General features: G+C 63.0%; 17 protein-coding genes. 6 read left to right on the forward strand and 11 right to left on the reverse strand.

Features of this window, described 5'->3' with window-relative positions; genetic code table 11:
• Positions 1–4: 4 nt before the first annotated feature.
• From RW095_RS29750 to RW095_RS29765, 4 genes are all read right to left on the reverse strand, one after another.
• Positions 5–2,725, reverse strand: coding sequence for a mechanosensitive ion channel family protein (locus tag RW095_RS29750; RefSeq protein WP_317022313.1), 2,721 nt, complete (start codon positions 2,723–2,725; stop codon positions 5–7).
• Positions 2,726–2,954: 229 nt separating this feature from the next.
• Positions 2,955–3,602: an NAD(P)-dependent oxidoreductase gene (locus RW095_RS29755; protein WP_317022314.1), complete on the reverse strand. Its 648-nt coding sequence runs from the start codon at positions 3,600–3,602 to the stop codon at positions 2,955–2,957.
• A gap of 178 nt (positions 3,603–3,780) precedes the next feature.
• Positions 3,781–4,236, reverse strand: coding sequence for an Rrf2 family transcriptional regulator (locus RW095_RS29760; RefSeq protein WP_317022315.1), 456 nt, complete (start codon positions 4,234–4,236; stop codon positions 3,781–3,783).
• Between the two features lie 129 nt (positions 4,237–4,365).
• Positions 4,366–4,842, reverse strand: a complete 477-nt coding sequence (locus tag RW095_RS29765) for a hypothetical protein (RefSeq protein ID WP_317022316.1) — start codon at positions 4,840–4,842, stop codon at positions 4,366–4,368.
• Between the two features lie 221 nt (positions 4,843–5,063).
• Here RW095_RS29765 and RW095_RS29770 point away from each other — a divergent pair, with 221 nt between their 5' ends.
• Together RW095_RS29770 and RW095_RS29775 are read left to right on the forward strand one after the other, a co-directional pair.
• A complete protein-coding gene (locus tag RW095_RS29770) occupies positions 5,064–5,645 on the forward strand; it encodes a DJ-1/PfpI family protein (RefSeq protein WP_128591664.1) in 582 nt (193 codons plus the stop codon).
• 114 nt (positions 5,646–5,759) lie between these two features.
• Positions 5,760–6,086: a hypothetical protein gene (locus tag RW095_RS29775; protein WP_128591666.1), complete on the forward strand. Its 327-nt coding sequence runs from the start codon at positions 5,760–5,762 to the stop codon at positions 6,084–6,086.
• Between the two features lie 103 nt (positions 6,087–6,189).
• Here the strand turns inward: RW095_RS29775 and RW095_RS29780 are convergent, their stop codons facing one another.
• On the reverse strand, positions 6,190–7,872 hold the full coding sequence (locus RW095_RS29780) for a sensor histidine kinase (protein WP_317022317.1): 1,683 nt from the start codon (positions 7,870–7,872) through the stop codon (positions 6,190–6,192).
• A 406-nt stretch (positions 7,873–8,278) separates the two neighbouring features.
• Here RW095_RS29780 and RW095_RS29785 point away from each other — a divergent pair, with 406 nt between their 5' ends.
• The 3 genes from RW095_RS29785 to RW095_RS29795 all read left to right on the forward strand — a co-directional run bounded on the left by RW095_RS29785 (position 8,279) and on the right by RW095_RS29795 (position 10,713).
• A complete protein-coding gene (locus tag RW095_RS29785) occupies positions 8,279–9,481 on the forward strand; it encodes an ammonium transporter (RefSeq protein WP_317022318.1) in 1,203 nt (400 codons plus the stop codon).
• Between the two features lie 234 nt (positions 9,482–9,715).
• Positions 9,716–10,096 (forward strand): fluoride efflux transporter CrcB, encoded by a 381-nt coding sequence (gene crcB / locus RW095_RS29790; RefSeq protein WP_317022319.1) that lies wholly within the window; start codon positions 9,716–9,718, stop codon positions 10,094–10,096.
• 143 nt (positions 10,097–10,239) lie between these two features.
• A complete protein-coding gene (locus RW095_RS29795; protein ID WP_317022320.1) occupies positions 10,240–10,713 on the forward strand; it encodes a PRC-barrel domain-containing protein in 474 nt (157 codons plus the stop codon).
• A gap of 93 nt (positions 10,714–10,806) precedes the next feature.
• Here RW095_RS29795 and RW095_RS29800 read toward each other — a convergent pair whose 3' ends face one another.
• A complete protein-coding gene (locus tag RW095_RS29800) occupies positions 10,807–11,130 on the reverse strand; it encodes a DUF883 family protein (RefSeq protein WP_317022321.1) in 324 nt (107 codons plus the stop codon).
• Between the two features lie 212 nt (positions 11,131–11,342).
• Here RW095_RS29800 and RW095_RS29805 point away from each other — a divergent pair, with 212 nt between their 5' ends.
• Positions 11,343–11,795, forward strand: coding sequence for a DUF3597 domain-containing protein (locus tag RW095_RS29805; RefSeq protein ID WP_317022322.1), 453 nt, complete (start codon positions 11,343–11,345; stop codon positions 11,793–11,795).
• Positions 11,796–12,049: 254 nt separating this feature from the next.
• On the opposite strand, the gene RW095_RS29810 is transcribed toward RW095_RS29805, so the two are convergent.
• The 5 genes from RW095_RS29810 to RW095_RS29830 all read right to left on the reverse strand — a co-directional run bounded on the left by RW095_RS29810 (position 12,050) and on the right by RW095_RS29830 (position 15,303).
• Positions 12,050–12,867 (reverse strand): IS5-like element ISRme6 family transposase gene (locus RW095_RS29810; protein WP_317022323.1). Its coding sequence is split into 2 segments (ribosomal slippage): positions 12,050–12,519 and positions 12,519–12,867, totalling 819 coding nucleotides; the frame shifts between segments, so codons are not numbered across the junction.
• Between the two features lie 102 nt (positions 12,868–12,969).
• Positions 12,970–13,242, reverse strand: coding sequence for a hypothetical protein (locus tag RW095_RS29815; RefSeq protein ID WP_317022324.1), 273 nt, complete (start codon positions 13,240–13,242; stop codon positions 12,970–12,972).
• 90 nt (positions 13,243–13,332) lie between these two features.
• The gene (locus RW095_RS29820) at positions 13,333–14,295 is read right to left on the reverse strand and encodes an SOS response-associated peptidase family protein (RefSeq protein ID WP_317022325.1); all 963 of its coding nucleotides are present in this window, start codon (positions 14,293–14,295) and stop codon (positions 13,333–13,335) included.
• Positions 14,296–14,411: 116 nt separating this feature from the next.
• Positions 14,412–14,675, reverse strand: coding sequence for a hypothetical protein (locus tag RW095_RS29825; protein WP_317022326.1), 264 nt, complete (start codon positions 14,673–14,675; stop codon positions 14,412–14,414).
• Positions 14,676–14,865: 190 nt separating this feature from the next.
• Positions 14,866–15,303 (reverse strand): YeeE/YedE family protein, encoded by a 438-nt coding sequence (locus RW095_RS29830; RefSeq protein ID WP_317022327.1) that lies wholly within the window; start codon positions 15,301–15,303, stop codon positions 14,866–14,868.
• Position 15,304 lies beyond the last annotated feature (1 nt).

The following is a 15,304-nucleotide window of genomic DNA, read 5'->3' on the forward strand; positions in this document are numbered from 1 at the left end:
ACAATCAAGCCTTGCCCTCGCCCGCCGTGGGAATCTGCGGCGGAATTGGCGCCGTCTGTCCCGTCGGCGGCGGCGCCGGCCGCGGTTCATGCGACACATCGCGCGCTGCGACGACACCCGGATGCGCGCCGCGTATTGCCTGCGCTTTCTGCGGATGCCCGAATGCATGCTCGTGCCGACCCGCATGTGCTTCGGCCTGGGCATCCGCTCGGTTATCCGCTCGGTTATCCGCTCGGGCTTCCGCTCGGGCTTCCGCTTCGGCATCCTCATGGTCATGCCGGGCGGCCCCGGGCACGTCTTCCTCGTGCAAAGGCTGGCCCTCGCTGTCTCTGGACGACGTGAACAAGCGCATCTGCGGCACCGGGATCTCGATGCCGGCCTCGTCCATCTTGCGCTTGAGTCGCAGATTGAACGCCCGCGCCACGCTCCATTGCTGCAGCGGCCGCGTCTTGATCTGCCCTTTGACGACCATCCAGTTCGGGTCGAAACGGTCGAGCCCCCACACCTCGATCGGCCCCAGCATCTCGCGACGGTAACGGAAGTCGGCCATCAGATCGGCACCGACTTCACGAATCAATTGAGTGATTTCGTCGACGTCGGTCGAGAACGACATCCGCACTTCGAACACTGCATAGGCAAAGTCGCGCGACAGGTTCTTGACGATCTTGATCTGCGAAAACGGAATTGCGTGGATCGCGCCCTGGCCGTCGCGCAACCGCACGGTGCGAATAGACAGATGTTCGACCGTGCCTGCATGGCCGCCGTCCACGTCGATCCAGTCGCCCACCGAAATCGTATCTTCGATGATGATGAAAAGCCCCGTGATCAGGTCGGTCACGAGCGACTGCGCGCCGAAACCGATCGCGAGGCCGATCACGCCGGCCCCCGCGAGTAGCGGCGTCACGTTGATGCCGAGATTCGCCGCTGTAACGATGCCCGCTATCGTCATGATGCTGACAAGCAGCACATTGCGCACGAGCGGCAACATCGTTCGGGCCCGCATGCTCGGACTGCGCGACTTGTTGCGTGCGCTGCCGGGGTTGAGCGCCTCGGTGATCGCGGTGTCGACGAGGATCCACAGCAGCCATGCAATGAACACGGTGGCGACGATCGCCGTCACCGCATGCGCGATACCGCGCGCGGCGACGTTTTCTTCGACGACCGCGGCGAGCGAAACGCCCCACAATCGGGCCGCCAGTTCGAAAAAAAACAGCCAGATGAAAAGCGTCAGCAACGTGCCGCAAAAACGCAGCAGCCGTGTCAGATAGGGAGAGCGCCGCCGCGCGCGCGGGCTGCGTGGACGCGTCATGCGCAAAACGATGGCCGACAGGAAAAACGCCAGCACCAGCAGCAATGCTGTCACCACTGAAATTTGCAGCACGTTTTCGCTCGAACCGGAGCCGCCGAGCGTGGCGACCACCGACGCCGTCGCCAGCACGAGAACAGGCACGTGCCAGAGCGCGGCGAGCACCTCGAAAGCATCGGTCGCGGCCTTGTGATCGTTGCGTTGCTCGTAGGGCCGGTTGCGGATCAGATGGGCGACCGGCCGGCGAAAGGCGAGCGCGAAATAGCCGGTAAGCACGGCGGCCGTCATGTTGGCGGCGGTCGAAACCAGCGCGGCAAGATTGGAGCCCATCTGATGCGCGACGTCGTAGTTGACCGCTGCATCGCCGAGCGCGCCGCAGACGCCAACCGCAAAAAGCAGGCGCCGCGCATGATCGATCAGCAAACGCACCGCGATTCGGCGGTGCCCCGAGCCGAACAGCGAAAACATGATCAGGCAGATCGCCGAAAACACCGCACCCGCGACAATCGCATACGCGACGACCATGCCGAGCGTGCGGCCGAGCGCATCGGGCATCGCGCGCACGAACAGCAGCGCGGCGACGAACGCGATGACCCACGGCCCGACGCGCCGCAATGCGAAGATCAGCAGCTCGCGTGTGGTCGGGTTCGGATTGAGGCCGATCACGATGCCAAGTCGCCGGTAGAGCCTGTGCTGCAGATAGATCAGCGCGGCGGCGCATGCGCCCCAGCCGGCCAGCATCGCGAACATCGAAAAGAGAATGCGGCCGAGGCTTTCGTGGCCCTGGCCGGAGATGATCGTGTAGAGCTCGTTGCCGGCCGCGTTGAAGCGCCCGCCCCAGTAGCGCACAGGCGTGCGGCCTTCATGCACGTCCGATTCGAACGACGCGATGCCCGACGCGATCGCGCCTAGCAGACCAGGGCTCGGTTGCGCCGGCGTGGGCGCGAGCGGCCCGACGGTTCGCGACACGTCGCGCAGCTTCTTCAGCTGGGCGACGAGCGCGCTGCGCTGCCGGTCGTTGTCGAGCGTGGCGATCACGCTGTCGAGCGAACGCGCGATTTCCGCCTGGCTAGCGGGCGACGGCGCCGACGCGGCGTCCGGAGCCGACGCGCCGGACGCGGCCGCGGCGGGCGCCACCGTCGCGCTGTTGATCAGGCTTTGCAACGCCGGGATGACGGGCGTGCTGGTGCTCGCGCCGGCTGCCTGCGCGCCAGCGGGAATCCACGCTGTGCAAAGAAAGAGCGCGACGACGATCGCGGCCGGCCATACGCTGAGCCGGCTCGCGCCGGGCGCGCGGGCGCCGCAACCGATCAAGGATCCGATCCGAGTGAAAAGACGACGAAATGCAGCGTGAATCGCGAAAAGCCCGCCGTTTGACGGCGCAGCCTCGGACTCACGCCGCGACGGGCATGACTGCATGGCAATCCGTGAGAAAACGGGAGACGCCAGTGTAGCCCCAGTTTGGCCGCCGGCAACCGGACATGCGTAACCGATTGTTAGGACGCTTGCACGAATTCTTGCGTGCAGTGTGCGCGGCGCCGGTCTGGCTAACGCCCGTTGCGGTCGTTGCAGGCGGCGCCAGACCGGCTATTGCCTGCTGTGCGGCGTGCGCGACGCGACGCGCCGCGCAACAGACACACGCCCACGCTCAATAAGCGACGGTTGCAATCTGGCGGACGAAACGGCCCTGCTCCAGTTCGTCGACGAACGCGATTGCGTAATCCTCGGCGGAAATCTGGCTGTTGCCCCGCGCGTCGGCGATGAGCGAGCCCGTGCCGGTGCGGAACGTGCCGGTGCGCTCGCCGGGAGCAATGAGCGCGGCCGGCGAGAAGAACGTCCAGTCGAGATCGGCGACGCCGCGGTAGTAGCTCAACGCCTCGCGATGAGCCAGCGCCACGGGCTTATAGGCGTCCGGGAAACCTTCGGTGTCGACGAGTTGCTTGCCCGGAGCGACTTCAAGCGACCCCGCTCCGCCCACCACGACCAGCCGCTTCAAGCCCGCCGCCCGCACACCTTCGACGAGCGCACGGGTCGCCTTGTCCAGCACGCCGACGTCGCCTTGCGGCGGCGCATACGCGCTCGCCACCACGTCGTGACCGCGCACCGTCGCGCCGACGCTCGCCGCGTCGAGCAGATCGGCTTGTGCCGCTTTCAGATTCGGCACGCCGGCCGGCACGCGCGCGGGGTTGCGCACGAGCGCCGTCACCTGATGCCCGCGACGCGCTGCTTCCGCCGCGATCCGCGAACCGATCATGCCGGTGGCGCCGAACAATGCGATCTTCAACTGTTTGCTCATTTCAACTGCTCCTGTCATGGTTTATATGTAACTGTCTTGATTACATATACATCGAAAAAAGAGGGGCGTGAGCCCCGGGTTCCTGCGAAACATTCATTGCGAAACATTCACTGCGACGTATCCACTGCGCAGACACGTCATTGCGAATCGACGCGCGCCTCAGTAGAAAGCGCTCGCGTCACGCATGCGGTCGCCGCTTGCGCTCCCTCGTCCGCTCGGCATGCAACAGGTCCGCTGTCGCATCGGCCAGCGTTCGCTGCGCGAGCGACGCCTCCATGGCCTGCTGCGCTTCGTCGATGATTCCGCGCAGCACGACCTGGATATTGCGCCCCACCATGCACGCCGGATTCGGCTCCTCGCGATGAAGCGCGAACAGCTGCGCGTCGTCCACCGCGCGGTACACGTCGAGCAGGGAAATCTGCTCGGGCGCGCGGGCCAGCAGCGCGCCGCCGCCTGCGCCGAGTTGCGAAGTGGTGAGGCCCGCCTCGGCAAGCATGGTCAGAAGCCGCCGGATGAGCGCGGGATTCGTATTCACGCTGCCCGCGATCATCTCCGACGAAAGCGGCGCGCCCTCCTGCAACGACAGCAGCGCGAGCACATGCACCGCAAACGCAAACCGGCTACTCGTGTTCACAACAACCCGTCCTGCGAAGACAATGTGTAACCATGGTAATTACATTTATGGACGCTGTCAAACGCGCTGCTGCACACATGCTTATCGCACCCGAGCGAGCGCACGCGGTTCAACGGGCTCATGCGCATCTCACTTGTCCATCTGCTTTTGCGCGTCGCCGCCGTAGCTGGAACCGGACGACGAAGCAGCGGCGCTCGTCGACGAAGCCGTGCTCTGCGCCGACCATTCCTGCAGCTTGCGCCCGGCGTTCTCGAGGCTCTGACCGGTCAGCGAGGCCGCTTTGCCGAGTTGCAGGTTGGCGGTGCTCGCCGCGTTTTGCAGATTGGCTTGCGCGCCCGAAGCGAGCGCATTGGGGTCGATGGTGACCGACGGCGCCGAAGCCGATTCGAGGTTCTGCTGGGCGGCGGATTTGGTCTCGTCGACCTTCTGGCCGACGTAGCTCGCCGCCTGATCGACCTTCTGGCCGGCGGCCTGCGCCGCGTCGTTGAGCTTGCCGGCAACCTGTCCCGCCGACGCATCGTTCTTCTGGCAGGCCGCGAGACCGCCGAATACGAAGAGGACCACGGCGGCACGGCGCAGCAACGGAGAACGGATAGATGAAGTCATGTGTGTTTTGAACCGCGCGAGGCGGCATAGCTGACGAAAACGCGCCCATCATACGCCGTTGCCGCGAACCGCCCGGCAAGCGGTTCATGCAAGATGGATCGACGCGGCTCGCCGACCGCGGGCAGTCGCCGTTCTGTCAAACGTTGTGCGGTAGACTGGCCGCGGGCAATCAAGGTCTGTCCAGGTTTCGCAATGTTCCATTGATCAACCGGAGTCATACGATGGCGGCAAAGAAAATTCTGTTTCTCACCGGCGATTTCGCCGAGGATTACGAAACGATGGTGCCGTTTCAGGCACTGCAGGCAGTCGGACATGTGGTCGACGCCGTGTGCCCCGACAAGAAAGCGGGCGATCGGATCAAGACCGCGATTCATGACTTCGAAGGCGATCAGACGTACACGGAAAAGCCGGGCCATCTGTTCGCGCTGAACGCATCGTTCGAAGATGCCGATCCGCGCCAATACGATGCCCTCGCCATCGCCGGCGGGCGCGCACCCGAGTATCTGCGGCTCAATCCCAGAGTGATCGATCTCGTGCGACAGTTCGCCGAAGCCGGCAAGCCGATCGCCGCCATCTGTCACGCCGCCCAACTGCTGGCCGCCGCCGATGTGATCCGCGGCAAGCGCATTTCCGCATACCCGGCCTGCGCGCCCGAGGTCAAACTCGCTGGCGGCGAGTTCGCCGACATTCCGGTCGACGCCGCCATCACGGACGCCAACTTCGTGACTGCGCCCGCGTGGCCTGCTCATCCCGAGTGGCTGCGTCAGTTCCTCGTTCTGCTGGGAACGCGTATCGAGCTTTGAGCCAGTTCAAGCGCCGCGCGGCTATTGCTGGCAAGCGCGGCATTTGAGAGTCGTCCTATAGTTCGCATTGGATGGCCTTCCTATAGTCACGGGCTGACTTGGGAGCGCTTTTCGATGGAACTGACCGACTGGATCGTGATTCTCGCCATCATGTTGATGACGATTGCTTTTCGCTGCGCGCGCACGCCCGCCGGCTGGTCACGAGAAAACCGCGCGCGGCGCCTGGCGGGCACGCGGATGCTGGTGCAAGCAGCCTGCTCCGTCTGGGCAGCCTTGCTGATCGTGGCGCGCTGCGTGTTCGCGCTCGACGGGTTGCTCGGGTTGCGCCCAACGTTTCAGGAAGTGCTCGCCGTCGTCGCCATTCTGCTGGCGTGCGGCTGCTACTGGTCGGTTCGCGGCCGGCGGCTCCTGAAGCCGCGCCGTCTGTTTATTTCCTGCTAACCGGCGACGGCGCTCAAATGACGCGGCAAGCCGCGCTCGTGGGCTGCGCGCTTACTCGCCGAGGTCAAGAGCCAAGCCTCACGGCACAACGCAACAGCCTGCCTCAACGCCCCATCCGCACGTTCCCTTGCTCATTAGCCATCGCCTGATCGTTCGCAGCGTGCGCCCCGGCACGGACTTCGGCAGCCGCCGATGCCATCCGTGCGCCGGCCTCGGGCAGCGACAGATAGAACGTGGTGCCCGCGCCTTCCGTCGACTCCGCCCACACGCGTCCGCCATGCCGCTCCACGACGCGCCGCACGAGCGCGAGGCCGATGCCCTCTCCCGCCGCCGCCGTGCCGTGCAATCTCTGAAAAGCGTTGAATAGCCGGGGCAGCGCGATCGCCGGAATGCCCAGACCGTTGTCGCGCACGTAGAAGATCCGCAGCGATTGCACGCCGGGCGGCGCGGGCGTCGTACCGATCTCGATCCGGCCTTCGCGCGACTGGTCGAGATAATTCACCGCATTGCCGATCAGATTCGCGAACACCTGTTCGAGCGCGGTCGGGTCGCCCCACACAGCCGGCAATTCGCCGACATGCACTTGCGCATGCCTAGCGCGGATCGAACCTTGCATCGCGTCAATCACGCGCTGCACGATATCGCGCACTTCCACTTTCTGCTGTCTGTATTCCACACGGCCAATGCGCGAAAGCCGCAACAACGCGTCGATGATATGCGACGCGCGCAGCACCGCCGTCTGCAAATAGTGCAGCGCTTCCCCGATATCCTCGTCGACTATCCGTTCGATGCGTTGCCGCGTCTGCGCCGCGAGCGACGAGTCGCTGACGGCCGCTCGCAGTTCCTCGCAGGCGCGGATCAGCTCCTTCGAAAAGCCTTGCAGATTGACAAGCGGCACGCGCAGGTCATGCGACACGCTGTATATGAACATCTCGTTTTCCTGCGTCTGCTGCCGCAAGCTCTCGTTGATGCGCGACAGTTCGTCCGCACGGCGCGCGAGGTCGGCCTGGAAGCGCGCCTGGATGCGCTCCACTTCGAGCAGACGTCGGCTGGTGTCATGCAAGGTCAGATCGAGGCGCGCGATTTCATCGTGACCCGGCTCGATGGGCGCGAGCGGCTCGTTGCCCGCAAGGCGCCCGGCGTTGTCGGAGAGAAGCGCAAGCCGTCCGCGCACCCCACGCGTGAAAAGCCACACGGCGAGCGCCACGAACAGCAACGAACCAAGCACCGCCGCGACCACGAGCGTCTGCTGCCGATCACGGGCGGCATCGGCGGCACTCGCGCGCTGCGCATCCAGACGCCGCTCTTCCGCCTGAAAGGCGGCCAGCTGCTGGCGGAAGCGATCGAGCACGTCGGCCTGAGCCAGCTCGGTGAACCGGTTGACGACGTCCTTGTGTCGCCCCGAATGCAACATGTCCTGCGTGCGATCGGACCATTGCCGATAGGCCTGCACCGCCTGGCGCACCTGGACTACGCGTTCGACCTGCGGCGGATTGTCCGACACGAGTTCGGCGAGTTGATCGATGCGTCGATCGACGTCGACCCATACGGACAGCGGCGTCACGAAACGGCTGTCGGCGGCGAGCACGGCGCCGCGCAGCGCGACGGACTCGCCTAGCACCGGGTCGAGAATGGCCGTGGTCTGGCGCATCACCTCCTGGCCGTGAGCGGCCCAGCGCTCGGCTTCGGCCGCGTCGGACTGCGCCTTGACCAGGCCGGACAGAAGGGCCAGTTCGAAGACAGCAGGAATCGCAATCAGCAGCAGGCCTTTAGTGGTAAGTCGCATGCGTGCGCATTGAAGGTGTGGGCCGGCAGATCGTGCGCGGTACGGCACATTATGTCGGCGTTTGCTTTGGAAACAAAGCGGCACGCCATAGACCAGGCCTTGTCCGCCAATGCAGCGGAGACTCGGCGCTGGGCTAGGCAGCGCCTCTCGGCACGCGGCAGCATGCGTAAGCAAGACGAAAACTTACGAACCAACTTGGTTCACGAATTACCAAAACGGAACGCTTACGCACATTTATTGTGCTGATGACGGGCCGTCTAGGTGCGTCTGACGGACGTTGGCACGAAAATCACACCGGCGCAGCTCCCTTCCAGTGCCCTCTGCACCGCCACAGCGCCTAACAGCACCGATTTGGCCCGCTTCTTGCGTTCGGTGCGCGTCTTTTTGGCACAAGCGGAAATAATCGATGGAAAGCCTCAAAACCGGGACCGATACCCTCTTTCTCCTGCTCGGGGCCGCTATGGTGCTCGCGATGCACGCGGGATTCGCGTTCCTTGAACTGGGCACGGTTCGCAAGAAAAACCAGGTCAACGCACTCGTCAAGATTCTGGTGGACTTCTCCGTCTCGACGATCGCCTACTTTTTCATCGGTTATACGATCGCGTACGGCGTGCAGTTTTTCGGTAACGCCGAGTCGCTCGCCCTTCACAACGGCTATGCGCTGGTGCGCTTCTTTTTCCTGCTGACGTTCGCCGCCGCCATTCCGGCGATCGTCTCCGGCGGCATCGCCGAGCGCTCGAAATTCAATCCGCAACTCTTCGCGACTTTCGTTCTGGTCGGCTTCGTCTATCCATTCTTCGAGGGGGTCGCCTGGAACGAGCGCTTCGGCGTGCAGAACTGGATCGGCCAGACGTTCGGTGCGCCGTTCCACGACTTCGCAGGCTCCGTCGTCGTTCATGCGTTTGGCGGCTGGGTCGCGCTGCCCGCGGTGTTGCTGCTCGGTGCGCGCCACGGCCGCTATCACCGCGATGGCGGTATTGCAGCGCATCCGCCATCGAATATTCCGTTTCTCGCGCTGGGCGCGTGGGTGCTCGCGGTCGGCTGGTTCGGCTTCAATGTGATGAGCGCGCAGACGGTCGACAAGATCAGCGGCCTCGTCGCCGTGAATTCGTTGATGGCGATGGTCGGCGGCACGTTGACCGCATGGCTCGCGGGACGCAACGACCCCGGCTTCACGTACAACGGGCCGCTCGCCGGACTCGTCGCCGTGTGCGCCGGCTCGGACCTGATGCATCCGCTCGGCGCGCTCGTCACGGGCGGCATCGCCGGCGCGCTGTTCGTCTATATGTTCACGTGCGTGCAAAACCGCTGGCGCATCGACGACGTGCTCGGCGTCTGGCCACTGCACGGTCTGTGCGGCGCGTGGGGCGGCATCGCAGCAGGCATCTTCGGCTTGCGGGCGCTCGGCGGCCTGGGCGGCGTCTCGTTCGGCGCACAGGTGATCGGCACGCTGGGTGGCATTGTCGTGGCCTCGCTCGGCGGCACGCTCGTGTATGGCGCGATCCGCCTGACGGTGGGTCTGCGCCTCGACCAGGAGGACGAGTACAACGGTGCTGACCTGTCGATCCACAAAATCTCGGCTACGCCGGAGCGCGAAAGTCTGGGCTGACGGCATGCGCCGGCCATACCGGGCCGGCGCGTGCGACCTGTCCCCATGGAATAGCGAATGTTAGACTTGCGCGCTGCAGGCGGGATTCTCGAATGGGTTTGCCATGCACTCGGCATGGCATGTCCGATCATCGCCTCCTTCTGAACGATGCCTGCTTTCCCGGAACAGAGCGAACGCGACATTGCGTCCCCGCTTCGCCCGGCTTGTTGACTCCCCGTTTCGCCTGGCACACTCATGTATTGGTCGATACTCGCGGTCGCCGTCGGCGGCGCACTCGGTTCGTTATTTCGCTGGTTTCTCGGCCTGCGTCTGAACGGACTCTTTCCGTCGTTGCCGCTCGGCACCTTCGCGGCAAACGTGGTCGCCGGCTACATCATTGGCGTGGCCGTCGCGGGCTTCGCGCGCGCGCCCCAAATTGCGCCCGAGTGGCGGCTTTTCGTGATCACCGGAATGATGGGCGGACTGTCCACCTTCTCGACGTTCTCGGCGGAAGTAGTGCAGCACCTGCAGGACGGCCGCCTCGGCTGGGCCGCCGGCGAAGTCGCGATGCATGTGGGCGCCTCGCTCATCATGACGATTCTCGGCATCGCCACGGTTACGCTGCTGTCGCGTTAGGCCAGGCTCGGCTCAGCCCGCCAGCTCGTTTCTTTCGTCCCTTCATGGCACTGACTCTCCCGCTGCACCGCAGTTGATGCGACCCGCAGCGGGCACAGCGCTTGCGCGATTCAAAGCGCACCCTTTCCATAAGGAGGTGAAAGATGGGCTCAATCAACCCGCAAGGCGCCCCTGGCGGCGGAGCGAAAATTGTCGGCGGCGGAATCGGCGAAGGTCCGGGGCCCGACGTCATGGCTGCGGCCACGCTCGACGGCACGAAGGTGATGTCGTCGGATGGTGAGCATGTCGGCAAGATTTCCGACATCATGCTGGACGTCCGCAATGGGCGCATCGCGTACGCCGTGCTATCGGAAGGCGGCTTCCTTGGCATGGGAGCGAATCTACACGCCATTCCGTGGAGCGCGCTGACTCTCGATACCGATCAGAAGTGCTTCTTCGTCGACATCACGGCGCAACGCCTGAAGGACGACCCCGGCTTCGACCCTGACCACTGGCCGGCTATGGCCGATCAGACCTGGGGCGAATCGACCTACAGCTACTACAACCGGGAGCCGTACTGGTCGGCGACGCGCGACGTCGTCGAGAATGACCCCGCCATCCGGCCGAGTGAGCACTGAAGCTTGCTAGCGCTCAAGGCGTAGCAGACCTGTGAGTATCCATGTCACCGCGTTGTACAGCGGTGACATGGAGCACGTTGCACGGAACGCGCGTTATCGGGCAGCCAGCATCCCGATGATGAGCCCGCCGATTAACGCCATCGTCACCGCTTTCCACGGACTGTCGTGGACGAAATCGTCGGTCGATTCGGACACCACGCGGTATTTCGTTTTGACGACGTCCTGCGCGTCGGCAAGCTTGTCCTTCAGTTCGGAAAGTTTCATCGCGCTGCGGGCACGTAGTTCATCGCTGCCGTTCGGCCTTGCTGCGAGGCTGTCATCGCGCGATGCATCGGCGGAACCCGAACTGGTGGATTGAAAAGACTCGGCCATTTGAACCTCCCTGTCTCCGTTAAGTGGACAAGGTTCAGCAAACACCGTGCCTCGCGGAATGCTCCTGACCTAGCGTCGTTCAAACCATCTGCACTGGTTAGGATGACGATGATTCTTACCACCAATGCATTTTCAGAGGTACACCGGTGACCATGACAGACAGCGGCTCGTGACGGCCTGAAGGAAGTCAGCACAGGCACGCGCGTTGCGCGCCCCATACGCCGGCCGCAGTGACCGGCGCGAACCAGGAGCGATAAATGAGCATTTTTTCGACGATCCTCAACAAGATCTTCCCGCATGATCATCCGGCCAACACCGGCTCGGGCGCGACCGCCGGACCGGCAGCCTCGGCGACGGCGGCACCGGGCAGCGCGACTGCGCCCGCTGGAACACCAGCGACGCCCTCCACTGCCGCCGCCGGGAATTCACAGCCTCCCGTCACACCTATGCCAACAGTCGACGTCGAAGTGGTTCTAACGAAGATGCAGGAAAGCAGCGGCGAAAAATTGAACTGGCGAACGTCCATTGTCGATCTGATGAAGCTGCTTGGCCTCGACAGCAGTCTCACGGCCCGCAAGGAACTTGCATCCGAGTTGCACTACACCGGCAGCACCGAGGATTCAGCCGCGATGAACATCTGGCTGCACAAGCAGGTGATGCTGAAGCTCGCTGAGAACGGTGGTAAGGTGCCCGACGATCTGAAGAACTGACGCGCCGACGCGCTCGCACGCGGCTAGCCGGCCGTGGCAAGGCGCGCGGCATCCCCGTTCAATCTCGTAGACCGGAAGGAACCTGACGGGCCAGCGCCGTGTCGCCAACGCGCTTGTAAGCGGCATGGAAAGATTTATAAGCGCGGAAAATGGCGCACGACATAGTGAGTGCCACGCCATTGGCGATGGGCATACGCGTGACATGCCCATCCGTAACTTTCAACTCGTGGACGATGATGCTTTAAGAGGCCAGTTCAAAAAGGCTGCTCCGTACGCCTGAAGATGTTCCAGCAGACGAGGGCGCAGCCGAATTTCAAGAATGCTTCGTGAATGTCAGCTCGACGATCGAAGCGTATGCGAAGACGACGGAAGTTGTGGAGCCACGAGTGAGTCCGTTCAACGACCCAACGGAATTTGCCCAGACCACTGCCATGTTCAGTGCGGCGCCTTGCGATCACCGGTTTGATGCCGCGTTCGCGCAATCGTTGACGATGCGGATCGGAATCGTAACCACGATCGGCATAGATGACCTTGGGTCTCTGAAGTGGTCGGCCGCGCGCGCCGCGGATCGGGGGAATCGCGTCGACGAGCGGCAGCAACTGGGTGACGTCGTTGCGGTTCGCGCCGGTCAGGATGGCGCTGATGGGAACGCCATTGGCGTCTACGAGGATGTGGTGCTTGGAACCGGGTCGCGAGCGATCCGTGGGGTTCGGGCCAGTTTTTCGCCCGCCCCAACAGCGAGTACCGACGAGGAATCGACAGCAGCGTATGAAAGATCGATCTGCCCGGCCTCGCGCAACTTGTCGAGCAGCAGTTCGTGCAGTCGATCCCATACTCCTGCATTGCGCCAGTCGTTCAGTCGTCGCCAGCAGGTCGCGCCGGAGCCAAAGCCCAATACGGTCGGCAGGTGGTTCCATCGCAGACCGGTTTTCAACACGAACAGGATGCCATTCAACGCCGCCCGATCCGATACGCGTGGGCGACCAGGATGCTCTTTGCGCCGAGGCTTGGGCGGCGGCAGTAACGGTTCGATCAGTATCCACAATTCGTCATCAATGATCGGCGCTTCCATCCCTTGGGTTCCCTTGTTCAGACATCCAAGGTTAACAGTTTGCCGAGAAAGTAAACAGCCCCCTCAGGGGTTTTTGAACTGGCCTCTAAGCGTCTTGCGCAGTTAGTCCCCGAACGGGTTACCGGTGTCTTTCACTTCAGTACTGAGATTGTATTCGGCACGCACGGCCTTGAGCACGCCCTCGATGTCGCGCTCGAAGCCGACCGCGTTGCCGAAATTGGTCATCTTCCAGTTGCAGCCTGTCTTGTCCGCCTCTTGCAACTGCGGTCGCGGCACGCGGATCTTTACGCCGTCCTCGACGATTTCCTGCAGCCGATGGATTCGCCGGTTGACCTCCTGCTGAAGCTGCGACGCATTGAGCATTTTGCGTGTCATTCAAGTCTCCTTCCGATTGCCCGAGTCCGGTGTGTTGCCGCGCGTTGGGCATAAGCTTGCGCAAGAAGCCCCGGCGCATTTGCGTAACCGTTATGCTGCCAGCCTATGCTCGTAGAACGGCCGGTCCCTGTCATCAAGAATGGCGTACATTGCGTCCAGATTCTTCGGGTCCGGGTTGAGCCATGCATCTATGTTTTCCGGCTTGATAGGAATGATGCATCGGTCGTGACCGGTCGCTGCGACTTCCGGTGGCGGCTCGTCCGTCATCGCCGCGAATGACAGCAGGTCCGGTTCGCCTGGTGCCGACCACCGCGACCACAGACAGGCGACATGCATCAGCTCCCCGTTGCCCGGACGAAACTCCAGCACGATATTTTCATCCCGCTCGTGAGTCTCCAGTAACGTGCCTTCGTACTTCGCCCGGTTGACGTTTTCATAGAAAACCTCGACAAGCAGGACGGCATGCGTGTACCCGAAGCATGGGGCCCAGAAAGCTTCAAGACTCTCCCGGCGCGCAATGTATGTTCCGGGATATTTCATATCGTACGACGCAGGCTTTCCAGCAATGCGGCATTGGTAGCGCATGGGCTTCACGACCCGTTGCCCATTTTCCATAACCATCACAGGCGCATAGTGACCGGGAAAGATGCGCGCGTCCCGCGGCTCAGATTCGGTTCGCCGCAGGTCTTCAAGTTTTCCCTTGGTCCATGCAATTTTGTCGGTGGCAATGCGCTGGCTTTCCGTTGCTGCTTTCGTGACTTTCGTCTGCAGCGTGCGCTCGGCGTCCGCAAGCCGCGTGCGCTGTTTGAAGAGGTCCTGCTCCAGCTTCGTCACCTGCGCCGATGTGAAGCGGGCGATAAGCGCATTGATTTCACGCGCTGCTTCATCCTGCGGTTCGGCAAAGGCGTCTTCCATGGCTTTGGGTATCGTCGCTTTGCTGATGCCCTCCGCGCGTTCAAAAAATAGACGCGCAAACTCGTGGATGTCCATGATTGCGCCAAACGTACGCACGAATTTTCGATAGTCCGCCAGGACTTGGGCCGAGTAGCACATGGTGCCTCCGTTTCATGTGGTCATGATATGCGAGCCGGCCTTGAACTCGTTTTCAGTGCATCAATGAGTCGCTTGACTTTGGCGTCGACGAATTGACCTGACGGGTAAACGTGAATTCATTGTGCTTGAGCATCCCGTTCGCCCGGACGCACTTCCGAGTTGTCGAACGTGCGAATGCCCTTGGCGAGAGGCGCACTGCTCCTCTCGGAACCCGCATCGTCTCTTGGCCAAGGAACGTCCGTCCGGATCAGGTAAAGCCCCACGGCAGTGCCTACGACGTTCGCCTTGTTGGACAGATGCCAGTGGTAAAGCTCTCTGGCTTCCAGCAAGTCTTTCAGTGAGAGGCTCGGGAAATTCTGCTGCGTGGACAGTGGGCTCATCTCATCACCTTCGCGAATTCGACCAGGACCGGCCGGTTAGGGTGCGCGTCGCAGAAGCGAAACTGCTAGCTTCGCGCGCGTTCGCATTCAGGTTGGATGACCCATGTGACAACTTCGCGAAAGCGTCGGCGACGCGGTCGCAACGCGGGTGCCACCTCGAACCGCCAGATTGGCGCGGATCGACCGGCAATCAATGCGCAGCGTCATGCCGACGCAGGTTCGCGCGCTCGAGGAACTCGAACACGCCCATGCCGCCGAGCATCGCGGCCACAAAACCCCACGCCTTCGGGAACCCAGCGCCAAGGGCGACCAGTGCGGGCCCCGGACAAAATCCTGCAAGCCCCCAGCCAACCCCGAACACCGCGCTTCCTAGTACAAGTCTCAAGGTCACGTTGGTGGTGGCCGGAATCTGCATGGGTAGACCCAGCAGCGACTTCCTGCGACGCTTTGCAAACAGGAACGCGATAGAGCCGACGGCTACCGCCCCGGCCATCACGAATGCAAGCGAAGGGTCCCACCGCCCCGCGAGGTCGAGAAATCCCAGAACCTTCGCCGGATTGGCCATGCCAGACACCATCAGGCCGACTCCAAACAGCAGGCCGGAAATTAAAGCAGCGAGCAAGCTCATC

The sequence above is a fragment of the Paraburkholderia kirstenboschensis genome, from assembly GCF_032806925.1.
In the GTDB taxonomy this organism is placed as follows: domain Bacteria; phylum Pseudomonadota; class Gammaproteobacteria; order Burkholderiales; family Burkholderiaceae; genus Paraburkholderia; species Paraburkholderia kirstenboschensis.

What these genes read in the sequence shown, in the direction of transcription:
- RW095_RS29750 (WP_317022313.1), bottom strand. Translation starts at nt 2,725, where the DNA reads ATGCAGTCATGCCCGTCGCGGCGTGAGTCCGAGGCTGCGCCGTCAAAC.
- RW095_RS29755 (WP_317022314.1), bottom strand. Translation starts at nt 3,602, where the DNA reads ATGAGCAAACAGTTGAAGATCGCATTGTTCGGCGCCACCGGCATGATC.
- RW095_RS29765 (WP_317022316.1), bottom strand. Translation starts at nt 4,842, where the DNA reads ATGACTTCATCTATCCGTTCTCCGTTGCTGCGCCGTGCCGCCGTGGTC.
- RW095_RS29770 (WP_128591664.1), top strand. Translation starts at nt 5,064, where the DNA reads ATGGCGGCAAAGAAAATTCTGTTTCTCACCGGCGATTTCGCCGAGGAT.
- RW095_RS29775 (WP_128591666.1), top strand. Translation starts at nt 5,760, where the DNA reads ATGGAACTGACCGACTGGATCGTGATTCTCGCCATCATGTTGATGACG.
- RW095_RS29780 (WP_317022317.1), bottom strand. Translation starts at nt 7,872, where the DNA reads ATGCGACTTACCACTAAAGGCCTGCTGCTGATTGCGATTCCTGCTGTC.
- RW095_RS29785 (WP_317022318.1), top strand. Translation starts at nt 8,279, where the DNA reads ATGGAAAGCCTCAAAACCGGGACCGATACCCTCTTTCTCCTGCTCGGG.
- crcB (WP_317022319.1), top strand. Translation starts at nt 9,716, where the DNA reads ATGTATTGGTCGATACTCGCGGTCGCCGTCGGCGGCGCACTCGGTTCG.
- RW095_RS29795 (WP_317022320.1), top strand. Translation starts at nt 10,240, where the DNA reads ATGGGCTCAATCAACCCGCAAGGCGCCCCTGGCGGCGGAGCGAAAATT.
- RW095_RS29805 (WP_317022322.1), top strand. Translation starts at nt 11,343, where the DNA reads ATGAGCATTTTTTCGACGATCCTCAACAAGATCTTCCCGCATGATCAT.
- RW095_RS29815 (WP_317022324.1), bottom strand. Translation starts at nt 13,242, where the DNA reads ATGACACGCAAAATGCTCAATGCGTCGCAGCTTCAGCAGGAGGTCAAC.
- RW095_RS29820 (WP_317022325.1), bottom strand. Translation starts at nt 14,295, where the DNA reads ATGTGCTACTCGGCCCAAGTCCTGGCGGACTATCGAAAATTCGTGCGT.
- RW095_RS29825 (WP_317022326.1), bottom strand. Translation starts at nt 14,675, where the DNA reads ATGAGCCCACTGTCCACGCAGCAGAATTTCCCGAGCCTCTCACTGAAA.
- RW095_RS29830 (WP_317022327.1), bottom strand. Translation starts at nt 15,303, where the DNA reads ATGAGCTTGCTCGCTGCTTTAATTTCCGGCCTGCTGTTTGGAGTCGGC.